The sequence below is a fragment of the Achromobacter seleniivolatilans genome (assembly GCF_030864005.1).
In the GTDB taxonomy this organism is placed as follows: Bacteria; Pseudomonadota; Gammaproteobacteria; order Burkholderiales; family Burkholderiaceae_B; genus Achromobacter; species Achromobacter seleniivolatilans.
Genome location: NZ_CP132976.1, coordinates 4,691,233 through 4,711,216 on the forward strand (window position 1 = coordinate 4,691,233; position 19,984 = coordinate 4,711,216).

Genomic DNA, 19,984 nt, shown 5'->3' on the forward strand with positions numbered 1-19,984 from the left:
ATGAGCCGCTCTTTACACGCGCTTTATGGCTGGCTGCTCTTGCTGCCAGCCATCGTGCTGCTCGCCGCGTTCACGCATTACCCGGCAGTGGCGACGCTGTGGCACAGCTTTTTTTCCACGCCCAAGGGCGCGCGGCCCGCGCGTTTCGTGGGCCTGGAAAATTATGCGGTGATGCGTGATGACCCGGTGTTCTGGCAGTCGTTGTGGAACAACCTGTGGTTTGCGCTGGGCACGATCCCAACCTCAATCGGCATAGCGCTGATCATGGCGCTGTGGGTGAACCGCAACTTGCGCGGGCGCGGCTTTTTGCGCATGGCCTATTTCACGCCGACCGTGCTGCCGATGGTGGCGGTTGCCAACATCTGGCTGTTCTTCTATACGCCGCAGTACGGGTTGATTGCGCAGGTGATGGGTTGGTTCGGCTCGCCCGGCCCCAATTGGCTGGGCAACCGCGAGACCGCGCTGCCCGCGCTGATGCTGGTAACGGTGTGGAAAGAGTCAGGCTTCTTCATGATCTTCTACCTGGCGGCCTTGCAGACGGTGTCGCCATCGCTGCGCGAAGCGGCGATGCTGGAAGGCGCCTCGCGCTGGCAGTACTTTCGCCGCATTCTGTGGCCGCTCTTGATGCCCACCACGCTCTTTGTGCTGATCAATGCGTTGATCAACGCGTTCCGGCTGGTGGACCACGTTGTCGTCATGACGCGCGGCGGACCGGATAACGCCAGCACCTTGCTGCTGTACTACATCTACCAAGTGGGCTTCAGTTTCTGGGACACGGCATACGCCGCGACGCTGACCGTTGTGTTGCTGGTGGTGCTGGCGCTGACCGCGCTGTTCAAGTTCCGCTGGCTGGACCGCAGGACGCACTATCAATGAAAGATAAGCTCGATACCCTGGGCGCGTGGGCGCTTGGTCTGCTGTGGATACTGCCGCTGGCCTATGCAATGTGGGCGGCGTTTCATCCGCCCGCCTATGCAACGCGCTTTGACCTGTTTGCGCCGCTGACGCTGGATAACTTTGCCCGCGCCTGGCAGGCAGCGCCATTCCCGCGCTACTTCCTGAACACCTTCCTGCTGGTCACGATGGTGCTGGCCGCGCAGTTGGTGCTGTCGACGCTGGCGGGTTATGCGTTCGCGCGTTTCGAATTCCGCGGCCGCGATTTCATGTTCATGCTGGTGCTGTTGCAGCTGATGATCATGCCGGATGTGCTGCTGGTGGAGAACTACCGTTCGATGAGCCAGCTGGGTATCCGCGACACGGTGTTCGCTATCGGTCTGCCGTATTTTGCGTCGGCGTTCGGCATCTTCTTGTTGCGCCAGACCTTCAAGACGGTGCCGCGCGAGCTTGAAGAAGCCGCGCGCATGGAAGGCGCGAACGCCATGCAGATTCTGTGGAAGGTGTATGTGCCGCTGGCCAAGCCGATCTATGTTGCATACGGACTGGTGTCGGTCAGCCACCACTGGAATAACTTCCTGTGGCCGCTGATCATCACGAACTCGGTCGAGTCACGTCCGCTGACCGTGGGTTTGCAGGTGTTTTCATCGACCGATCAAGGGATTGATTGGTCGGTGATTACCGCCGCCACCTTGATGTCGGCGGCGCCGTTGCTGATTGCGTTCCTACTGTTCCAACGCCAATTCGTGCAGTCGTTTATGCGAGCAGGGATACGGTAATCAGTAGCCGACGGTAAGCCCGGGCAGATCCACGGTGATGCGCGGGCGTTCCAGCGCCAGCGCCAGGTTTTCCGCGAATTCCCGCGCTTCTTTTTCGTCGGTGGAGAGGGTGTCGTAACCCAGGGCGTCGGCCACCCCCAGCACCTTGTCCAGCAGCAGCACCTTGCCGCTGGGGCGCAACGGTTCGCAGCCCAGGGTTTCCCAGGCGCCGTCGAACCAGTCGCGCGCCTGGCTTTGGCGCTGCGGAGTCGTTTCCACGGTGGCGGTCAGGTCCAGCGAACGCCGGGTGTCGAAAACAATAGTGATGTCGCAGCGCATAGGTAATTCCTTGTAAGGGCGTTAGGCGCAAAGGGTAGGCAAAAAACGCCGGGCAGATTGTCTGCCTGGCGACATTGGCTACCAGCCGCGCGAAGCTTCCCAGGTGACCTCGACGCCCGCATCCTTGGACTGACGCATCATGTCCAGCAGCGGGAACGCGCGTTCCTTCAAGCCGACCGCCCGCGCCATCGGCGCTACAGGACCTTTGTCATCATCGTCATCATCGTCGGCGGGATGCAGGGCGTTTTCGATCGCGCGCTCGATGCCGCTTATGGCCGGTCCCAGCTGTTCCACCGTGAAAACGCCGCGTTCCGGAATTTTGTCTCCGACAGACTTGCCTGCCGCCTGCAAAATGCCCGCTGCGTGGTCGGAAAGCATCAGAACCTCGGCCACGACCTTGGAGTGAAAGGTAATCAGCATATTGCGGTCTCCTTCGATGAATACGTTACATACACACTACCGCAACGCTCCGGGGATGCCAACTGGCGCCGGAGCGCCCGGGGCAGTTGGGGCTAATTGTCTGATTTTATTGCTGATCCCCGCCCCGCTGCTACGGGGACGGGCAGCCCCATCCCATACCGGCGAGAGCAACGCGCCTGCCGATCCGGCCGCCAAATCAACTATCATTCTGAAGATTCCCGTGACAGCAGGATCTGTGGCGGCCAGGAATCCGGCAAAAGCGCTGTTCAGTTGCTGATCGCGCCCGATCGAGCGCCGCGCCATGCGCGGTTTCAGATTCGCTTCGGTTTGCGGACACGCAACGCGGATTGACCGGCCCGGCCTGCGCCCGCTGATCACCACTTTCGTCACTCACTCAGAACCTCTCCAGACGCCCATGCTCCCCGAGCAACAAAAACAGCTTATCTCCCTGATCCAGGCCGCCGTTGCGCAGAGCCTTCCCGACGCCCAAGCCAATGTGCTTCTGGAGCGTCCCAAGGTTGCCGCGCACGGCGACGTCGCCACCAACGTGGCCATGCAACTGGCCAAGCCGGCCGGCCGCAACCCGCGCGAACTGGCCCAGGCCATTGTGGACGCGCTGCTGGCGTTGCCCGGCGCGCGCGATCTGGTCGAGAGCGCTGAAATTGCCGGCCCCGGCTTTATCAATCTGCGTGTGACCTCGGCAGCCCGCCAGGCCGTCATCGCCACCGTGGCCGAACAAGGCGCCGCTTTTGGCCGCGCCGCCCGCAATGGCGAGAAGATTCTGGTCGAATTCGTGTCGGCCAACCCGACCGGCCCGCTACACGTGGGCCACGCCCGCCAAGCTGCGCTGGGCGACGCGCTGTGCCGCCTGTATGACGCCAGCGGCTGGGACGTGACCCGCGAGTACTACTACAACGACGCGGGCAACCAGATTGAAAACCTGGCCATCAGCGTGCAAGCCCGCGCCCGCGGCCTGACGACCGACTCGCCCGATTGGCCGGCTGACGGCTACAAGGGCGACTACATCGCCGATATCGCGCGCGACTTCCTGGACGGCAAGACCATCCCGGCTTCCGAAGGCGCTGGCGCCAGCGCCCCCGTCACCGCGACCGGCAACGTCGACAGCCTGGACGACATCCGCGTCTTTGCCGTGGCCTACCTGCGCCGCGAACAAGACCTGGACTTGCAAGCCTTTGGCCTGGCGTTTGACAACTATTACCTGGAAAGCTCGCTGTATACGTCTGGCCGCGTCGAAGCGACCGTCAAGGCGCTGGTGGATGGCGGCCACACCTACGAGGAAGGCGGCGCCCTGTGGCTGCGCACGACCGAACTGGGCACGGGCGACGACAAAGACCGCGTCATGCGCAAAAGCGAAGGCGGCTACACCTATTTTGTGCCGGACGTGGCCTACCACAAGGCCAAATGGGAGCGCGGTTTCCATCGCGCGGTGAACATCCAGGGCAGCGACCACCACGGCACCGTGGCCCGCGTGCGCGCCGGCCTGCAAGCGCTGGGCGAGGGCATCCCCAAGGACTACCCGTCCTACGTGCTGCACAAGATGGTCAAGGTGATGCGCGGCGGCGAAGAGGTCAAGATCTCCAAGCGCGCTGGCAGCTACGTGACCATGCGCGACCTGATCGACTGGGTGGGCCGCGACGCCGTCCGCTTCTTCCTGATTCAACGGCGCGCCGACACGGAATTCGTGTTTGACGTGGACCTGGCGCTGTCCAAGAGCGACGAGAACCCGGTTTACTACATCCAGTACGCCCACGCGCGCATCTGCTCGGTGATCAACAACGCCGCCATGCCTGCCGCCGACGTGGCACAGGCCGATGCCGCGCTGCTGACGGCCCCGTCGGAATTCGCGCTGATGCAGCGCCTGGCTGAATTCCCCAACGTCGTCGCGCTGGCTGCGCAAGACCTGTCGCCGCACCACATCGCGTTCTGGCTGCGCGACTGCGCCGCAGACTTCCATGCCTGGTACGGCAACGAACGCGTGCTGGTCGACGACGTGGCCCTGAAGCTGGCCCGCCTGCGTCTGGCTGCAACCACGCGTCAGGTGCTGGCCAACGGGCTGGAGCTGATGGGCGTGTCCGCGCCCGAGCGGATGTAACATCGGTTCATGGCAACCAAGCGTAAACCTACCCGCCGTTCCTCTGGCGAAAGCGGCAGCACCCTGTACGGGGCGCTGGCCGGCCTGCTTATTGGTCTGATCGTGGCCGCTGCCGTGGCGTTTTATGTCACCAAGGCGCCCGTGCCCTTCGTGGACCGCGCCAGCCGCGGCAACGACTCGGGCAAGCTGCCTGATCCGCGCCAGGCGCCAGACCCCAACGCGGGCCTGTACGGCCGCGACGGGGCGGCAGGCGCGCCGCCCACCGGCCCGACGGCCACGGCGCCCGCGCCGTTGCCGGGCACGGGTACGGGCACAGCCAGCGCCAAGCCGGACGAAACGCCCGCCAAACTGGATGACCTGGGCGCGCTGATTGCCACCTTGCCCACATCCAAAGCGCCGGCAGCCGCGCCCGCGCCTGCGCAGGTTGCCATCGCGCCCAGCCAGGCGCCAACGCCCATCTCCAAAGCTGCTCCCGCTGCGACCCCTGCTCCGTCCCCTAAAGCTGCAACCGCCACTGCGTCGGCAGCTACAGGTACGTACTACCTGCAAGCCGGGGCCTTCCGCGGTGAAAATGATGCCGAATCGTTGAAAGCACGCATCATTCTGCTGGGGCTGCCGGTTGCCGTGCACAAAGCCGAAGTGAATGGAAAACCCATCAATCGGGTCAGGGTCGGCCCGTTCGCGCGGCTGGATGACATGAACCGCGCCCGCGGCCGCTTGGGCGAAAACAAGATTGAAACCGCCGTCGTACGCCAATAAGACGCGCTGGCGGCGTATGACTTTTGAACTTATCCGGCCCCGAGCCTGTCTGTAACTTTTTACTCAGGAACCTCTCATCCATGCTGTCCCCCAAGATTATCCGCATCATGGCCGCGGCCGCACTGACCGCCACGGCGTTCTTCACCCCCGTGAGCCACGCTCAAGGCGCGCCCGCCTACGTGTCCATCAACCCGCCGCTGCCGTCGGATACCCCGGGCAAAGTGGAAGTGCTGGAATTCTTTGCCTACACCTGCCCGCATTGCGCCGCCATGGAACCCATGGTTGAAGACTGGGTCAAGACCGCCCCGTCCGACGTTGTGTTGAAGCAAGTGCCGATCGCCTTCAACGCCGGCATGAAGCCGTTGCAGCAGGTGTACTACACGTTCCTGGCGCTGGAGCGCCCGGACCTGCACGCCAAGTTCTTCACCGCCATCCACGGCGAGCACAAGCGCCTGTTCGACAAGAAGGCCATGGGTGAGTGGGCCGCGTCGCAAGGCGTGGACCGCGCCAAGTTCGACTCGATCTTCGATTCGTTCAGCGTGCAAACCCAAGTGCAGCGCGCCACTCAACTGGCCGAGGCCTACCGCATCGACGGCACGCCGTCGTTTGCCGTTGGCGGCAAGTTCATGACCTCCCCGGTCATGGCGGGCAACAGCTACGAAGGCGCACTGAAAGAAGTGAATCAATTGATTCCGATGGCACGCAACAAGTAATCCGCGCCGGCCATCGCCGCACAACGCCCCGAGCCATTGGCCGGGGCGTTGTGCTTTATGGGTGCTGAAATTTAGGGCCGTTTTAAGGGTGCCCACGCTACACTTTCCCCACAAGAATTCGCCGCATCGACGGCATCAAACGGGTGGAAGACAAATGAAACAGCAATTCCTGCGCAGCCGCGCGGCGTTGAGCGTCGGCCTGGGTCTGGGCCTATGCCTCGCGTTCAGCGCCATCACTTCCCACGCCAACTCGGCGGACGGCGTCAAGATCGGCGTGCTGACGGACATGGCGGGCGTCACTGCCGACGCCACGGGCAAAGGATCGGTGGAAGCCGCCAAGCTTGCTATCGAAGAAATGGGCGGCACCCTGCTGGGCAAGCCGATCTCGCTCGTGTCAGGCGACCACCAGCATCGTCCCGACATCGGCAGCAGCATGGTCCGCAAGTGGTATGACACTGACGGCGTGGACGTCGTGGTGGACGTGCCGAATTCGTCGGTCGCGCTCGCCGTGCAAGGCATTGCACGGGAAAAGAAGAAGCTGGTGCTGTTCTCCAGCCCCGGCACGACTGCGCTGTCGCAGGCGCAATGCTCACCTTATGGCGTGCAGTGGACCTACACCACGTATGCGTTGTCGCGCGGCACGGCCACCGCCGTCGTCAATGAGGGCAACAAACGCTGGTTCATTCTGGCGTCCGATTACGCCTTCGGCAAACAACTGGCGGCAGACACCGAAACGGTTGTGCGCGCGAACGGCGGTGAAGTGGTCGGCACCGTGTTTCACCCGCTGAACGCATCGGACTTTGCCTCATTCTTATTGCAGGCGCAGGGGTCCAAAGCGCAGATCATCGCCATTGCGAATGCAGGCGGCGACACTATCTCGGCCATCAAGCAGGCAGCGGAATTCGGCATAGGCGGCTCGCAGCAGTTGGCGGCCATGCTGTTGCTGATCACCGACGTGCACAGCCTTGGGCTGCAAGCTGCTCAGAAAACCTATCTGACCGTGCCATCGTATTGGGACATGAACGACGGCACGCGCGCCTTCACCAAGAAGTTCGAAGCCCGCGTCGGACGTCCGCCCACCTTCCTGCAAGCCGGCGTCTACAGTTCTGTGCGCCACTATCTGCAAGCGGTGAAGGCTGCGGGCACGGTGGATGCCGACGCTGTCATGGCCAAGATGAAGTCGCTGCCTATCGATGATCCCTTCAGCCTGAATGCGCATATCCGCGCGGATGGTCTGGTCGTGCGCGACATGATGCTGGCGCAGGTCAAGACGCCGGAACAATCCAAGGCGCCTTGGGACTACTACAACATCGTGCGCACCATTCCTGGCGACACGCTGGTCTGGCCGCTGTCGGAAAGCCAATGCCCGCTGGTCAAGCAATGAGCAATGCATTGACGCTGGCCGACTTTGGCAGCTTCTATGCAGGGGGCAGGCCAGTTCGTATAGACGGCCTGCCCAAGCGCGAGATCGCCTTCACGCAAAGCGCGTCGCTGTCTTATGACCCCAATGGCCTGTATCACTTCGAGCAGGCCTATGTGCAGTACTTCATACCGGCCCGGCTGGCGCATCCGCTGCCCATCGTGTTGCTGCATGGCGGCGGCATGACGGGCACGATGTGGGAGCAGACGCCCGATGGGCGGCCGGGCTGGGTGCAGCACTTTTTGCGCCAGGGCCATGCGGTGTATGTCGTGGACAACGTGGAGCGCGGCCGCGCCGGCTGGGCGCCATTCGAGCAGGTTTGGCCCGAGCCGCCCATCATCCGCAACGCCGAAGAAAGCTGGTCGTTGTTCAGGTTTGGCGCCGCCGCGGATTTCGAGGCGCGTCGCGCGTTCGCGGGGCAACGTTTTCCGGTCGCAGCATTCGACACCTTCATCCGGCTGGCCGTGCCGCGCTGGCTGGGCAACAACGATGCCGCCTTGCAAGGCTTCTGCGCCGTGCTGGACCGGGTTGGACCGTGCCTGGTGATTGCCCACAGCCACGGCGGCGAAGTGGCCTACCGGGCGCTGCATGCCCGGCCCGATCTGGTGCGCGGGGTAATCGGTATCGAACCGTCGGGTTTTTCCAGTCAGGTCGAGGCCGCCTGCGTGGCAGACAAGCCGTTCCTGTTTGTCTATGGCGATTATCTGGACGCCACGCCGCTCTGGACAAAGCTGTGCGCAAACGGCGCGGACTATGCCCGGGATCTTGCGCGGCAGGGCGGCCGCGTGGACACATGGCGTCTGGCCGACATGGGTATTGCGGGCAATTCACATATGCCGATGATGGACGACAACAGCGATGATATCGCTGCGCGCATCGGGGCCTGGATACGCAGCGCGGCGCGCTGAAGGCGCCGCGCGCGTTAAGGCCGTATCAGCCTTGGACCGCCGACGCCTTATCCAGCGCCTGGGTCAGATCGGCAATGATGTCGTCGGGTGATTCCAAGCCGATGTGCAGGCGGACCAGCGCGTTCTCGCCTTCGCCCCAATAGGCATGCTTGGACAAGTCCTTGGGCGACACCAGCTGCACCAGGCTTTCGTAGCCGCCCCACGAGAAGCCGATGCCAAACAGCACCAGCGCGTCGACAAATTCACGCGCTGCGGCGGGCGACAGACGCAGTTCAACGGACAACATGCCATTGGACCCCGTGCAATCACGTTGCCACAGCGCATGGCCGGGATCTTCCGGCCATGCCGGATGGAACAGCCGCACCGTTTCAGGACGGCTCTTCAAAAACTCACACACTTGCAAAGCATGGCGCGAATGTTGGGCCATGCGGATCGGCATGGTCCGCACGCCGCGCAAGGCCAGCCACGCGTCATCGGCGCTGATGGAGTACCCCATTGCATACTGCGTGCGGTTCAGCTTGCGGGCGATGGCTTCATCATTGGTGACAACCGCGCCCAGCATCAGATCGGAATGGCCGCCCACATATTTGGTGCCAGCAATGATCGACACTTGCGCGCCCAGCGTCAGCGGACGATAGATATAACCCGAGCCCCAGGTGTTGTCCGTAGCCAGCACCAGATTGTGGCTTTGCGCGAATGCCGCCATGGCGCCCATGTCCAGCATCTCGAACAGCAGCGATCCGGGCGACTCGACATACAGCAGCTTGGTGTTCGGGCGCACCAGCGGTTCAAGATCTTCGTCAGCCGAGAAGTAGGTGATGTCGATGTTCAGACGGCTGAGCACCGCATCGTCCAGCTCGCGCATCGGACCATACACGCAGTCTGAAATCAGGGCGTGGTCGCCTGCCGAGCAGAGGGCCAGCATGACCATGGTCATTGCCGACAGGCCCGAGGATGCCAGGTAGCAATGCGTGCCACCTTCCAGCTGCGTGAAGACTTCTTCCAGCGCGGCATGCGTGTCCATGCCCATGCGGCCGTAGGTGGTGGCGCGCCCGCCAGCCGCTTTGCTGCGTTGCGCCTGTTCCAGCGCGGCGAGGTTCTCGAAGCGCACGGTGCTGGCGCGCATCGGAGGCAGCGGCACGGGCGCGGTGCCGGTTTCGGGATTGAACGGGGCGGTGCCCGCGTGCTGCAAAACCGTATCGATGTGTTTGGTGGTCATCTTCAGTGGTACTGCTTAAGTATGAACAAGGCCGTGGCCAGGGCGGACAGGGTGAACCATATCAGGCGCGGGGCAAGCTGTCCTCAGTCACCGACCCAGGTCACGGTTTCAGTCAGCTCGGCGCGGCGCGTGCGGTAGCTGTTGGCCGGGTGTTCGGCATCCGCATATCCAAACGAAATGCCGCAGACAATTCGGCGGTCTGCCGGAATGCCCAGCACTTGGCGCAGCACTTCCGGGTACATGGCCAGCGAAGCCTGCGCGACGGTGGCCACGCCGTTGGCCTGGGCCGCCAGCAGGAAGTTGGCGACATATCCGCCGCAGTCCATGGCGCCGTATTCGCCCAGCGCTTCGTCCGTCGTAATGATGGCCACATGCGGCGCGTCGAACAGCTGGAAATTGCGCATTTCCTGGCGGCGATAGGCTTCGCGATCGCCGCGCGCCACGCCCACCGCGCCGTACAGCTGGAAACCTGATTCGCGTCGACGCGCCAGGTATTCATTGCGGTATTCGCGCGGAAAGGGGAAATCGGGCGTGAAGCCGGTTTGATCCGCTCGGGTTTGCAGCGCAGTGCGCAGCCGCTCTGTGCCCGCGCCTTCGGTAATCGCCACCTGCCAGGGTTGGCAGTTGCACCATGACGCTGTGCGCGCCGCCAGAGTCAAAATGCGTTCGATCGTGTCGCGTGGCACGGGTTCAGGCAGGAAGGCCCGGCAGCTATGCCGAGCCAGCAGCCAGGACTCCAATGCGCTGTCGGACTTGCTGTCGTTCAATTGCGGCGCACCTTGATCAAGCGGAAGGTCGTGAGCGGCATCTTGGGCCATGGTTTATGTGTCTCCAGAGGTGGGCGCAGGACGCCCGCAGCGCTCGTCGGCCGAGCGGACTTTGCCCTTATGATGCCATTTCCGGCTGCCTGTCGCGGCCCCGTCCAGACCAAACTCCATGCTGCCCTTTGACACCCTGATCGCATTCTTCGGCATTGCCGTGCTGCTGGCCTTGACTCCCGGGCCGGACAATCTGTTCGTGCTGATGCAATCGGCAATCTGGGGACGCAAGGCAGGAATGCTGGTGGTGCTTGGACTGTGCACGGGTTTGCTGGGCCACACCGCTGCCGTGGCGCTAGGGCTTGCCGCCGTGTTCGCGGCGTCGCCACATGCCTTTACCGTGCTCAAACTGGCAGGGGCCGCGTATCTGGCTTACCTGGCATGGCAGATCTTGCGTGCCCCGGTCGAGTCCGAAACCGGCAAGCGCCCCGAGCCGCTCAAAGCCAGCGCGCTGTACCGCCGCGGCATCGTGATGAATCTGACCAACCCGAAAGTGCTGTTGTTCTTCTTCGCCTTTCTGCCGCAGTTCACGTCGCCCGCGCTAGGTTCGGTCGGCATCCAGACCATGCAGCTGGGCGCGGTATTCATGGTGTCGACCTTGCTGGTGTTCGGCGCCATCGCGTTCTTCTCAGGCGCCTTTGGTGAACTGCTCCAGCGCTCGGTGACGGCCAAGCGCTGGTTGAACCGCATCGCCGCGCTGGTGTTTGTGGGACTGGCGGTGAAGCTGGCGACGGCGACGCGGTAGGAGCATCAGGCCGCGCTGAAACGCACGATGCCATCCGCACCCGTCGCGCGCGTCAATTTGCCATCGAAATACAGGGCATGCAGATGCGCCAGCGCCTCGCCCATGGCGAATGTCAGCTGATGCAAATCCAGCTTCCGCTTGAACAACACGGGCAGGATATCGGTGGTTGATTGCGGCGCCGCCGCGCAAGCCTCCAGCACTTCCGCCAGGCGGTCGCGGTGATGCTCGTGCTGTTGCGCGATGCGCTCGTGCAAACCCTTGAACGGCCGGCCATGCGAAGGCAGCACCAGGGTGTCGTCCGGCAGGCCGTCGTAGCCGTCCAGCGAACGCAGATACAAGGGCAGGGGGTTGGCGTCCGGCTCGTAGTCGAACACGCTGACGTTGGTGGAAATGCGCGGCAGCACCATGTCGCCTGAGATCACCACGTTCACATCGGGCGAATACAAGGACGCGTGTTCCGGCGCATGGCCGTAACCGACGATCACGCGCCAGTCGCGCCCGCCGATGCGGACCTGATCGCCGTGCATGATGCGCGTGTAATGCGCCGGCACTGCGGGTACGAGGTTCGGAAAATAATTGGCGCGCTGGCGGATCTGCTCTTGCGCGTCAGGGTCGGTCAAACCGTGGCGGGCAAAATGCTCGACCGCCGATTGCCCGCCCGGGCCGCCCCCCGTCTGACTACGGCGCGACGACCACAGCGATGCCACCATGAAGTCCGTCATCGTCATCCACAACCGGGCATTCCAACGCTCACAGAGCCAATAGGCCAGACCGATGTGGTCGGGGTGCATGTGCGTGACCAGCACGCGCAGAACCGGCAACCCTTCAAGTTCGTTCTTGAAGACGTCTTCCCATAGCGTCTTGACCTCGTCGCGCGAGATGCCGCAGTCCACGATGGTCCAGCCGTCGCGGCCGTCGATGTTGTCGCGCAGCAACCAGAGGTTGATATGATCCAGCGCGAATGGCAACGGCATCCGTATCCATTTCACCCCGTCCGCCACGACATGCGCATGGCCGGCTTCGGGCTGGAAATCTGCCCAGGGGTATTGCAGCTTCTGTTCGTTCGGGTTCATTGCCTCTCGCTCCACGCTTGACGTTCACGTCAAGTCATCATAATTTACGTTTACGTAAACTGCCACACGCCGCATGCCCTCGTCAACCTGGACCATCTCTGAACTCTCCCGCGAGTTCGACGTTACGCCCCGCACGATCCGCTTCTATGAAGACCAGGGGATCGTCAGCCCGGCGCGCGAGGGCCGCAACCGCATCTTCGGGCCGCGTGACCGCACGCGCCTGAAACTGGCATTGCGCGGCAAGCGCTTAGGGCTGCAATTGTCCGAAATCCTGACCTTGATCGATATGTACGACGGGCCGGGGGATACCGAGGTGCAGTTGCGCCAGTATTTGAGCGTGTTGGAACAGCATCGCGCCACGCTGGAACAGCAACGCCGCGACATCGAAGACACTTTGCAAGAGATCGCACAGCAGGAACGCGAATGCCGCGTGCTGCTGGCGCAGAAACCTTAAGGCGGGTCCAGTGGGCGCCCTGCAAACCGTCGCGTTATTCATCCTGACGGCGCTGGCCGAAATCATCGGCTGCTATCTGCCTTATCTGTGGCTGCGCAAAGGCCATTCCATCTGGCTGCTTGCGCCAGCGGCCGCGAGCCTCGCGCTCTTCGCGTGGCTGCTGACTTTGCATCCCACCGCATCGGGCCGCGTCTACGCCGCCTATGGCGGCGTGTACATCGGGATGGCGTTGCTGTGGCTGTGGGCGGTGGACGGCGTTCGGCCAAGCATGAGCGATTGGCTGGGCGTGGGCCTGTGTCTGGCCGGCATGCTGGTCATCATGTTCGGACCGCGCGGCACGTAGGATGCGCGCGGAGGAAGGCGCATCCATCACGCCGCCCCTCCACGCGAAGCCCGTCATGCGGGAAGGGCATTGCAGCAGACGCAGCCACAACACCCTCCGCATTGCTGACAGGCTTATTCGGCCTTGATGTTGCCTTCTTTGATGATGCGGGCGTTATTCGTGAATTCGGCCTGAACCTGCTTCACAAACGCATCACCCGATGCCGTACCCGGTTGCAGGTACGACTTGGCCAGCAGTTCCTGGAATTCGGGGCTGGCAACGGCCTTGGCCAATGCGGCCTGCAAAGGCTGGGACACGGCCGGCGGCAAATTGGCGGGCGCGAAGATGCCGAAGTTCGAGAAGTACTGCGCTTGCGGCAGCTTCAGCTCGGCCATCGTCGGCACATCCGGCCACGCGGCCAGACGTTGCGGCGCCATCACGGCCAGGGGCCGCAGCGCGCCGTTTGCCACATGCGGCAACACCACGTCGCTGTTGACCACCAGCAGTTCGATCACGCCGCCCAGGCCGTCGGTCAGCGCCTGGCTGTTGCCGCGGTAAGGCACGTGCAGCATCTTGGTGCCGGTTTGCGTCGTCACAGCGGCCATGCCGATATGGGCAACGGTGCCCTGGCCGGGCGTGCCATAACGCACGCCGTCCGGGTTGGCCTTGGCGTATTCCACCAGGCCCGCAAAGTCTTTGACCGGCAGCGCCTTGGTCGCAACGATGGCAACCGGCGCCACGGCCACGCTGGCCACCGGCGTCAGGTCTTTCATCGGGTCGTAATTGGTCTTGGCCAGATGCGGGAAGATGGTCAGCGGGCTGGTGGAAGCCAGCAACAGAGTCGTGCCGTCCGGCTGCGCGCGGGCCACGAAATCGGTGCCTACCGAAGCGCCTGCGCCCGGCTTGTTTTCAACGATAACGGTAACGTTGGCTTCCTTGCGCAACGCGTCGCCCAGGCGGCGCCCGATTGCATCGGCGCTGCCGCCGGCGGTGTAGGGCACAACCAAAGTGATGGGCTTGGCAGGCCAGTTTTGGGCCATCGCGCCGCTTGCCATGATTGCCAGGGCCGCCCCCGCGGCCTTGATCAGCAATGTCTTCTTTTTCATATTGTCCTAGTGATGTTGCGTAGCACTGCGTTTGGTAAAGCGTGAAACGTGAAGCACATCAGGCGAGCGCGGCGATCAGGCCGCAAGGTAGCGTTGCGCCAGGCGAACCCAGTACGACGCGCCCGCCGGAATCAAAGAATCATTGAAGTCATAGCTGGCGTTGTGCAGCATGCAAGGACCCAGGCCGTGGCCCGCCATGCGATGCTCGCCATCGCCATTGCCCAGGAACACATAGCAGCCGGGTTTTTCTTGCAGCAGGAAGGCGAAGTCTTCCGACGCCATGGCAGGCTCGATCGTCAGCGCGCGATCTTCGCCCACGACGTCGCGCATGACGTCCATGCAGAATTCGGTCTCGGCCACGGTGTTGACGAGCGCGGGGTAGCGGCGCTCGAAGAACACGTCGGCTTCGCAGCCGTGGGCCGCGGCGATGTTGCCGGCGATCTCGTTCATGCGGCGTTCAATCAGGTCCACCACTTCCGTGCGGTAGGCGCGCACCGAGCCACCCAGCCACGCCGTATTCGGAATGACGTTGATGACGCTGCCGCCAGCCTGCACCTGCGTGATCGACAACACGGCGGCATCCAGCGGACGCTTGCTGCGCGTCAGAATGGTTTGCAGCGATTGGCCGATGGCAAACAGCGCAGGCACCGGGTCATTGCAATCCTGCGGCGCGGCGGCGTGGCCGCCCTTGCCCTTGACGGTGATCTTGAAGCCATTGGCCGCTGCCATCATCGGGCCGCTGCAAACGCCAAAGGAGCCGGCCGGCAGACCCGGCCAGTTGTGCATCCCGAAAACCGCTTCACAAGGAAAACGCGTGAACAGTCCGTCCTGAATCATCGCGCGGCCGCCTGCACCGCCTTCTTCGGCCGGCTGAAAACACAGATACACGGTGCCGTCGAAGCCGCCAGCGGTTTGCAGATGATGGGCCGCGGCCAGCAGCATGGCGGTATGGCCGTCGTGGCCACAGCCGTGCATCTTGCCGTCGTGGCGCGAGCGGTGCTCGAATTGGTTTTCTTCCTGCATGGGCAGGGCATCCATATCGGCGCGCAGCATGATGGCCCGGTCAGACGTACCGCGCTTGATGACGCCGACCACACCGGTCTTGGCGATGCCTGTATGCGTTTCGATGCCCCAGCCCCGCAGCGTGTCCGCGACCACCTTGGCCGTCCGATGCTCTTCGTAGCAGAGTTCGGGGTGCATGTGGATGTCACGCCGCAGCGCCACAATTTCGTCCAGATTGGTCAGTTCAAGCACGGCAAACTCCGTTGCACAGAGGCAAGATTCAGGGATCGGCTGGAATATTACTCATCGTTACTCTCTGGGGAGTGACCATTTCCCTAGGGATAACCCGACTCCAATTTACGTTTACGTAAACGTAATATTTGCGGTGCATCATTGCGCAGCGATGGTTGATCGGCGCATCATGAGCCACAAGTGGCAGCGCAGCGTTAATCGCAAGCGCCTATAAGAATGTGAGTACCTACTATCACGGAGACATCGATGAATCTTCCCGGCCTCAACTTCGACTTAGGCGAAGACCTGGACATGCTGCGCGACGCCGTGCGCAATTTTGCGCAGGCTGAAATCGCGCCGCGCGCGGCCGAAGTGGACCGCAGCGACCAGTTCCCCATGGATCTCTGGCGCAAATTCGGCGAGCTTGGCGTGCTGGGCATGACGGCCGATGAGGAATACGGCGGCGCCAACATGGGTTATCTGGCCCATATGGTCGTGATGGAAGAGATCTCGCGCGCCAGCGCCTCGGTGGGCCTGTCCTACGGCGCGCACTCCAATCTGTGCGTGAACCAGATCAACCGCAACGGCACGGCGGCCCAGAAAGCCAAGTACCTGCCCAAGCTGATTTCCGGCGAACACGTGGGCGCCTTGGCCATGAGCGAGCCGGGCGCCGGTTCCGATGTGGTCAGCATGAAGCTGCGCGCCGAAAAGAAGGGCGACCGCTACGTGCTGAACGGCACCAAGATGTGGATCACCAATGGTCCTGACGCCGACACACTCGTCGTCTACGCCAAGACCGACCCCGAAGCGCACCAGCGCGGCATCACCGCGTTTCTGGTGGAAAAGGGCTTCAAGGGCTTTTCGGTGGCGCAGAAGCTGGACAAGCTGGGCATGCGCGGCAGCCACACCGGCGAACTCGTCTTCCAGGACTGCGAGATCCCCGAAGAAAACGTGCTGGGCCAGGTCAACGGCGGCGTCAGGGTGCTGATGAGCGGTCTGGACTACGAACGGGCCGTGCTGTCGGGCGGACCACTGGGCATCATGCAGGCCGTGATGGACGTGGTCGTACCCTATATCCACGACCGCAAGCAATTCGGCCAGGCCATCGGCGAATTCCAGCTGATTCAAGGCAAGGTGGCAGACCTGTACACCACCCTGCAAGCCAGCCGGTCCTTTTGCTATCAAGTGGGCAAGAACCTGGACAAACTGGGCACCGACCACGTGCGCCAAGTGCGCAAGGACTGCGCCGCGCTGATTTTGTACACCGCTGAAAAAGCCACGTGGATGGCGGGCGAGGGCGTGCAGATCCTGGGCGGCAACGGCTACATCAACGACTATCCGGTGGGACGCCTGTGGCGCGACGCCAAGCTGTATGAGATTGGCGCCGGCACCAGCGAAATCCGCCGCATGCTGATCGGCCGCGAACTGTTCAACGAAACCGCCTGATCCACACATCCGGTCCGCGCCGCCATGATCCGCACCTCTGATGTCCAGCATATCGAGCAGGCCCCCGCTCCGGGGCCATCGCCGCTGGCCGTCGCGCAGCTGATTCTGGCGGGGTTTGACCGGCACTACGCGCTGTTCCGCTACAGCGCGCAGCGCGCCAAGGCGCTGTTTGAATCCGGCGACTGGCACGGTATTCAGCACCTGTCACGCGAGCGCATCGAGTACTACGACATGCGGGTGCGCGAATGCGCGACCCAGTTGGAAAATGTGCTGCGCGGCCGACCCGAAGGCGCGCTGGGCAATCCCGGCGCCAATGGGACTGCGGCGCCATCGCTGACCGACGCGCAGACTACTTACTGGCAGCACATCAAGCAGGAATTCGTGGGTCTGCTGGGCGACCACCGCCAGCCCGAATGTGCCGAGACCTTCTTTAACTCGGTGTCGTGCCGGCTGCTCCACCGCGACTATTTTCACAACGACTTTCTCTTTGTCCGGCCCGCCGTCGCGACGGAATACCTGGACAGCAGCACGCCGTCGTACCGGGTGTACTACCCCGCGACCGACGGGCTGGAAAAAAGCCTGATCCGCATGGTGGCGGATTTTGGACTGGCCCTGCCGTACGAAGACCTGCCCCGCGATACGCGCCTGTTGGCACGCGCAGCGGTCAAGCAACTGCGCACGCTATTGCCGCGCCACGTAGGCCGCCGCATCGCCAGCGATTGCCAGATCCACGCCCTGGGTTCGCTGTTCTTTCGCAACAAGGGCGCCTACATCGTTGGCCGCCTGATCAACCAGACCACCGTCTACCCCTTTGCCGTGGCGCTGACGCGCAATCCGGCGGGGCAGGTCACGCTGGACGCGTTGCTCTTGGGTGCGGACGACCTGAGCACGCTGTTCAGCTTCACGCGCGCCTATTTCCTGGTCGACATGGAAACGCCGGCCGCGGTCGTGAACTTCCTGGCGACGCTGTTGCCGCGCAAGCCCAAGGCCGAGCTCTACACCATGATCGGCCTGCAAAAGCAGGGCAAGACGCTGTTCTACCGCGATTTCCTGCACCATCTGGCGCATTCCCGCGACGCCTTCGACATCGCGCCCGGCATCAAGGGCATGGTGATGTGCGTGTTTACCCTGCCGTCCTACCCCTACGTGTTCAAGCTGATCAAGGACCGTATCGACAAAGACGGCATGGACCACGCCACCGTGCGCCGCAAGTACCAAATGGTGAAGCTGCATGACCGCGTGGGCCGCATGGCCGATACCTGGGAGTATTCGCAGGTGGCGCTGCCGCGCAGCCGGTTCGCACCCGCTCTGCTGGAAGAGTTGCGCCGGCTCGTGCCCAGCCTGATCGAAGAATCCGGCGATACCGTAGTCATCCGCCACGTGTACATCGAACGCCGGATGACGCCGCTGAATATCTATCTACAGCAGGCGTCCGACGCGCTGCTGGACCCCGCCGTACGTGAATACGGGGACGCGATCCGCCAATTGGCGGCCGCCAATATTTTCCCCGGCGACATGCTTTATAAGAACTTCGGCGTAACGCGCCTGGGCCGGGTCGTCTTTTATGACTACGACGAAATCCAGCGCATGACCGAGATGAATTTCCGGCGCATTCCACCCGCCCCCAATGAAGAAGCGGAATTGGCGTCCGAACCCTGGTACGCCGTTGGACCGAATGATGTTTTTCCCGAAGAATTCGGCCGCTTTCTGCTGGGCGACGCGCGCGTGCGCGGCGCCTTCATGCGCCATCACGCCGACCTGTTGAACGCGGATTGGTGGCAAGCCTGCCGCGCCCATGTGGCGCAAGGCCGAATTGAAGAATTTTTCCCTTACGATACGGACAGACGCCTGCGACCGGCGCGCCCTTCGGGCAACCGCGCAGTTCCGTAACCCAGACGCTGTCCCGACCCTCACAGGAGCTAGTCATGTCAGATCCCATCGTTATCGTTTCCGTCGCCCGCACGCCCATGGGCGGCATGCTGGGCAGTTTGTCCGGCCTGGCCGCGCACGAGCTGGGCTCGGTGGCCATCAAGGCCGCCATCGAACGCGCCGGCATCAAGGCCGAGCAGGTCGATGAAGTCATCATGGGCAACGTGCTGCAAGCCGGCCAAGGCCAGGCGCCTGCCCGCCAGGCAGCGCTGGGCGCAGGCCTGCCGTTGGGCGTGGCTTGCACCACGATCCACAAGGTATGCGGTTCGGGCCTGAAGGCCGCCATGTTCGGCCATGACCTGCTGATGGCCGGCAGCGCCGAAGTCGTCGTCGCAGGCGGCCAGGAAAGCATGAGCAACGCGCCGTACCTGCTGCTCAAGGCGCGTCAAGGCTACCGCTTCGGCCACAACACCGTGTATGACCACATGGCGTTGGACGGTCTGGAAGACGCCTACGACAAGGGCAAGGCCATGGGCGTATTCGCCGAAGACTGCGCCGCCAAGTACTCCTTCACCCGCGAGCAGCAAGACGAGTTTTCGCTGGAATCGTTGCGCCGCGCCCGCGCCGCCACCGAAGACGGTTCCTTCAAGTGGGAAATCGCCCCTGTGACGGTCGCCGGCCGCAAGGGCGACACCGTGATCGACACCGACGAGGCCCCCACCAAGGCCATGCCGGAAAAAATCCCGACGCTGAAACCCGCGTTCAAGAAAGACGGCACCATCACCGCCGCCAACTCGTCGTCGATCTCTGACGGCGCCGCCGCCATGGTGCTGATGCGCGCCTCTACCGCCGAGAAGCTGGGCGTGAAGCCGCTGGCCCGCATCGTGGCCCACAGCCAGCACTCGCAAGAGCCGGGCTGGTTCACGACCGCCCCCGTGGGCGCGCTGAAGAACCTGTTCGCCAAGACCGGCTGGAAAGCCGAAGACGTCGACCTGTACGAAATCAACGAAGCCTTCGCGGTGGTCACCATGGCCGCCATGACCGACTTCAAGTTGCCGCGTGACAAGGTCAACGTCCATGGCGGCGCCACCGCGCTGGGCCACCCGATCGGCGCTTCCGGCGCTCGTTTGATGGCCACCCTGGTTGGCGCGCTGCGCAAGACCGGCGGCAAGCGTGGCGTGGCCACCTTGTGCATCGGCGGCGGCGAAGCCGTGGCGATGGCAATCGAAATGGTCTAACGGCCGGGGCTGGCTTGGAAGCCGGGTTTGCCCCCGTCTTCCAAGCTGGTTTTCGCTGCGCCTTTTCGGCATGGCACTGACTGCGGCGGGTCGGCCGCGGGCGATGCAGGAAAGGCGCAACGAAAACCAATACAAGC

Annotated in this window: 20 protein-coding genes; 13 read left to right on the plus strand and 7 right to left on the minus strand. The window is 63.2% G+C overall.

Annotated elements, in window-relative coordinates; all coding sequences use genetic code 11:
• Together RAS12_RS21100 and RAS12_RS21105 are read left to right on the plus strand one after the other, a co-directional pair.
• Nucleotides 1-876: a carbohydrate ABC transporter permease gene (locus RAS12_RS21100; protein WP_306939865.1), complete on the plus strand. Its 876-nt coding sequence runs from the start codon at nt 1-3 to the stop codon at nt 874-876.
• Nucleotides 873-1,673 (plus strand): carbohydrate ABC transporter permease, encoded by an 801-nt coding sequence (locus RAS12_RS21105; protein ID WP_306939866.1) that lies wholly within the window; start codon nt 873-875, stop codon nt 1,671-1,673. Before RAS12_RS21100 ends, RAS12_RS21105 begins: the two co-directional genes overlap by 4 nt.
• On the opposite strand, the gene RAS12_RS21110 is transcribed toward RAS12_RS21105, so the two are convergent.
• Together RAS12_RS21110 and RAS12_RS21115 are read right to left on the minus strand one after the other, a co-directional pair.
• Nucleotides 1,674-1,991 (minus strand): hypothetical protein, encoded by a 318-nt coding sequence (locus RAS12_RS21110; protein ID WP_306939867.1) that lies wholly within the window; start codon nt 1,989-1,991, stop codon nt 1,674-1,676. It lies immediately after the preceding gene.
• Between the two features lie 78 nt (nt 1,992-2,069).
• A complete protein-coding gene (locus tag RAS12_RS21115; protein WP_306939868.1) occupies nt 2,070-2,411 on the minus strand; it encodes a DUF1840 domain-containing protein in 342 nt (113 codons plus the stop codon).
• 415 nt (nt 2,412-2,826) lie between these two features.
• Between RAS12_RS21115 and argS the strand changes: the two genes are divergently transcribed.
• The 5 genes from argS (at nt 2,827) to RAS12_RS21140 (ending at nt 8,324) form a co-directional block, all read left to right on the plus strand.
• On the plus strand, nt 2,827-4,524 hold the full coding sequence (gene argS / locus RAS12_RS21120; RefSeq protein WP_306939870.1) for an arginine--tRNA ligase: 1,698 nt from the start codon (nt 2,827-2,829) through the stop codon (nt 4,522-4,524).
• 9 nt (nt 4,525-4,533) lie between these two features.
• On the plus strand, nt 4,534-5,283 hold the full coding sequence (locus RAS12_RS21125; protein ID WP_306939873.1) for an SPOR domain-containing protein: 750 nt from the start codon (nt 4,534-4,536) through the stop codon (nt 5,281-5,283).
• 80 nt (nt 5,284-5,363) lie between these two features.
• Nucleotides 5,364-5,996: a thiol:disulfide interchange protein DsbA/DsbL gene (locus RAS12_RS21130; RefSeq protein WP_306939874.1), complete on the plus strand. Its 633-nt coding sequence runs from the start codon at nt 5,364-5,366 to the stop codon at nt 5,994-5,996.
• A gap of 154 nt (nt 5,997-6,150) precedes the next feature.
• A complete protein-coding gene (locus tag RAS12_RS21135) occupies nt 6,151-7,380 on the plus strand; it encodes an ABC transporter substrate-binding protein (protein ID WP_306939875.1) in 1,230 nt (409 codons plus the stop codon).
• The gene (locus RAS12_RS21140) at nt 7,359-8,324 is read left to right on the plus strand and encodes an alpha/beta hydrolase (protein WP_306939877.1); all 966 of its coding nucleotides are present in this window, start codon (nt 7,359-7,361) and stop codon (nt 8,322-8,324) included. The genes RAS12_RS21135 and RAS12_RS21140 overlap by 22 nt, the downstream gene beginning before the upstream one ends.
• 25 nt (nt 8,325-8,349) lie before the next feature.
• Here RAS12_RS21140 and metC read toward each other — a convergent pair whose 3' ends face one another.
• Together metC and RAS12_RS21150 are read right to left on the minus strand one after the other, a co-directional pair.
• The gene (gene metC / locus RAS12_RS21145; protein ID WP_306939878.1) at nt 8,350-9,543 is read right to left on the minus strand and encodes a cystathionine beta-lyase; all 1,194 of its coding nucleotides are present in this window, start codon (nt 9,541-9,543) and stop codon (nt 8,350-8,352) included.
• An 83-nt stretch (nt 9,544-9,626) separates the two neighbouring features.
• Nucleotides 9,627-10,361, minus strand: a complete 735-nt coding sequence (locus RAS12_RS21150) for a nitroreductase (protein ID WP_306939879.1) — start codon at nt 10,359-10,361, stop codon at nt 9,627-9,629.
• 118 nt (nt 10,362-10,479) lie between these two features.
• On the opposite strand from RAS12_RS21150, the gene RAS12_RS21155 reads away from it, so the two are divergent.
• Nucleotides 10,480-11,106 (plus strand): LysE family translocator, encoded by a 627-nt coding sequence (locus RAS12_RS21155; RefSeq protein ID WP_306939881.1) that lies wholly within the window; start codon nt 10,480-10,482, stop codon nt 11,104-11,106.
• Nucleotides 11,107-11,111: 5 nt separating this feature from the next.
• Here the strand turns inward: RAS12_RS21155 and RAS12_RS21160 are convergent, their stop codons facing one another.
• Nucleotides 11,112-12,179, minus strand: coding sequence for an MBL fold metallo-hydrolase (locus RAS12_RS21160; RefSeq protein WP_306939883.1), 1,068 nt, complete (start codon nt 12,177-12,179; stop codon nt 11,112-11,114).
• Between the two features lie 73 nt (nt 12,180-12,252).
• Here RAS12_RS21160 and RAS12_RS21165 point away from each other — a divergent pair, with 73 nt between their 5' ends.
• On the plus strand, nt 12,253-12,633 hold the full coding sequence (locus RAS12_RS21165; RefSeq protein ID WP_088589798.1) for a MerR family transcriptional regulator: 381 nt from the start codon (nt 12,253-12,255) through the stop codon (nt 12,631-12,633).
• A gap of 10 nt (nt 12,634-12,643) precedes the next feature.
• The gene (locus RAS12_RS21170) at nt 12,644-12,976 is read left to right on the plus strand and encodes a YnfA family protein (protein ID WP_306939889.1); all 333 of its coding nucleotides are present in this window, start codon (nt 12,644-12,646) and stop codon (nt 12,974-12,976) included.
• Between the two features lie 113 nt (nt 12,977-13,089).
• Here RAS12_RS21170 and RAS12_RS21175 read toward each other — a convergent pair whose 3' ends face one another.
• Together RAS12_RS21175 and RAS12_RS21180 are read right to left on the minus strand one after the other, a co-directional pair.
• A complete protein-coding gene (locus tag RAS12_RS21175) occupies nt 13,090-14,061 on the minus strand; it encodes a Bug family tripartite tricarboxylate transporter substrate binding protein (protein WP_306939890.1) in 972 nt (323 codons plus the stop codon).
• A gap of 75 nt (nt 14,062-14,136) precedes the next feature.
• On the minus strand, nt 14,137-15,315 hold the full coding sequence (locus RAS12_RS21180) for a M20 aminoacylase family protein (RefSeq protein ID WP_306939892.1): 1,179 nt from the start codon (nt 15,313-15,315) through the stop codon (nt 14,137-14,139).
• A 246-nt stretch (nt 15,316-15,561) separates the two neighbouring features.
• Here RAS12_RS21180 and RAS12_RS21185 point away from each other — a divergent pair, with 246 nt between their 5' ends.
• The 3 genes from RAS12_RS21185 to RAS12_RS21195 are packed head-to-tail and all read left to right on the plus strand — an operon-like array spanning nt 15,562 to nt 19,847.
• Entirely contained in the window at nt 15,562-16,740 is a 1,179-nt protein-coding gene (locus tag RAS12_RS21185) for an isovaleryl-CoA dehydrogenase (RefSeq protein WP_306939894.1), read from the plus strand.
• 24 nt (nt 16,741-16,764) lie between these two features.
• The gene (gene aceK / locus RAS12_RS21190) at nt 16,765-18,630 is read left to right on the plus strand and encodes a bifunctional isocitrate dehydrogenase kinase/phosphatase (protein ID WP_306939896.1); all 1,866 of its coding nucleotides are present in this window, start codon (nt 16,765-16,767) and stop codon (nt 18,628-18,630) included.
• 35 nt (nt 18,631-18,665) lie between these two features.
• On the plus strand, nt 18,666-19,847 hold the full coding sequence (locus RAS12_RS21195; protein ID WP_306939897.1) for an acetyl-CoA C-acetyltransferase: 1,182 nt from the start codon (nt 18,666-18,668) through the stop codon (nt 19,845-19,847).
• Nucleotides 19,848-19,984: the final 137 nt, after the last annotated feature.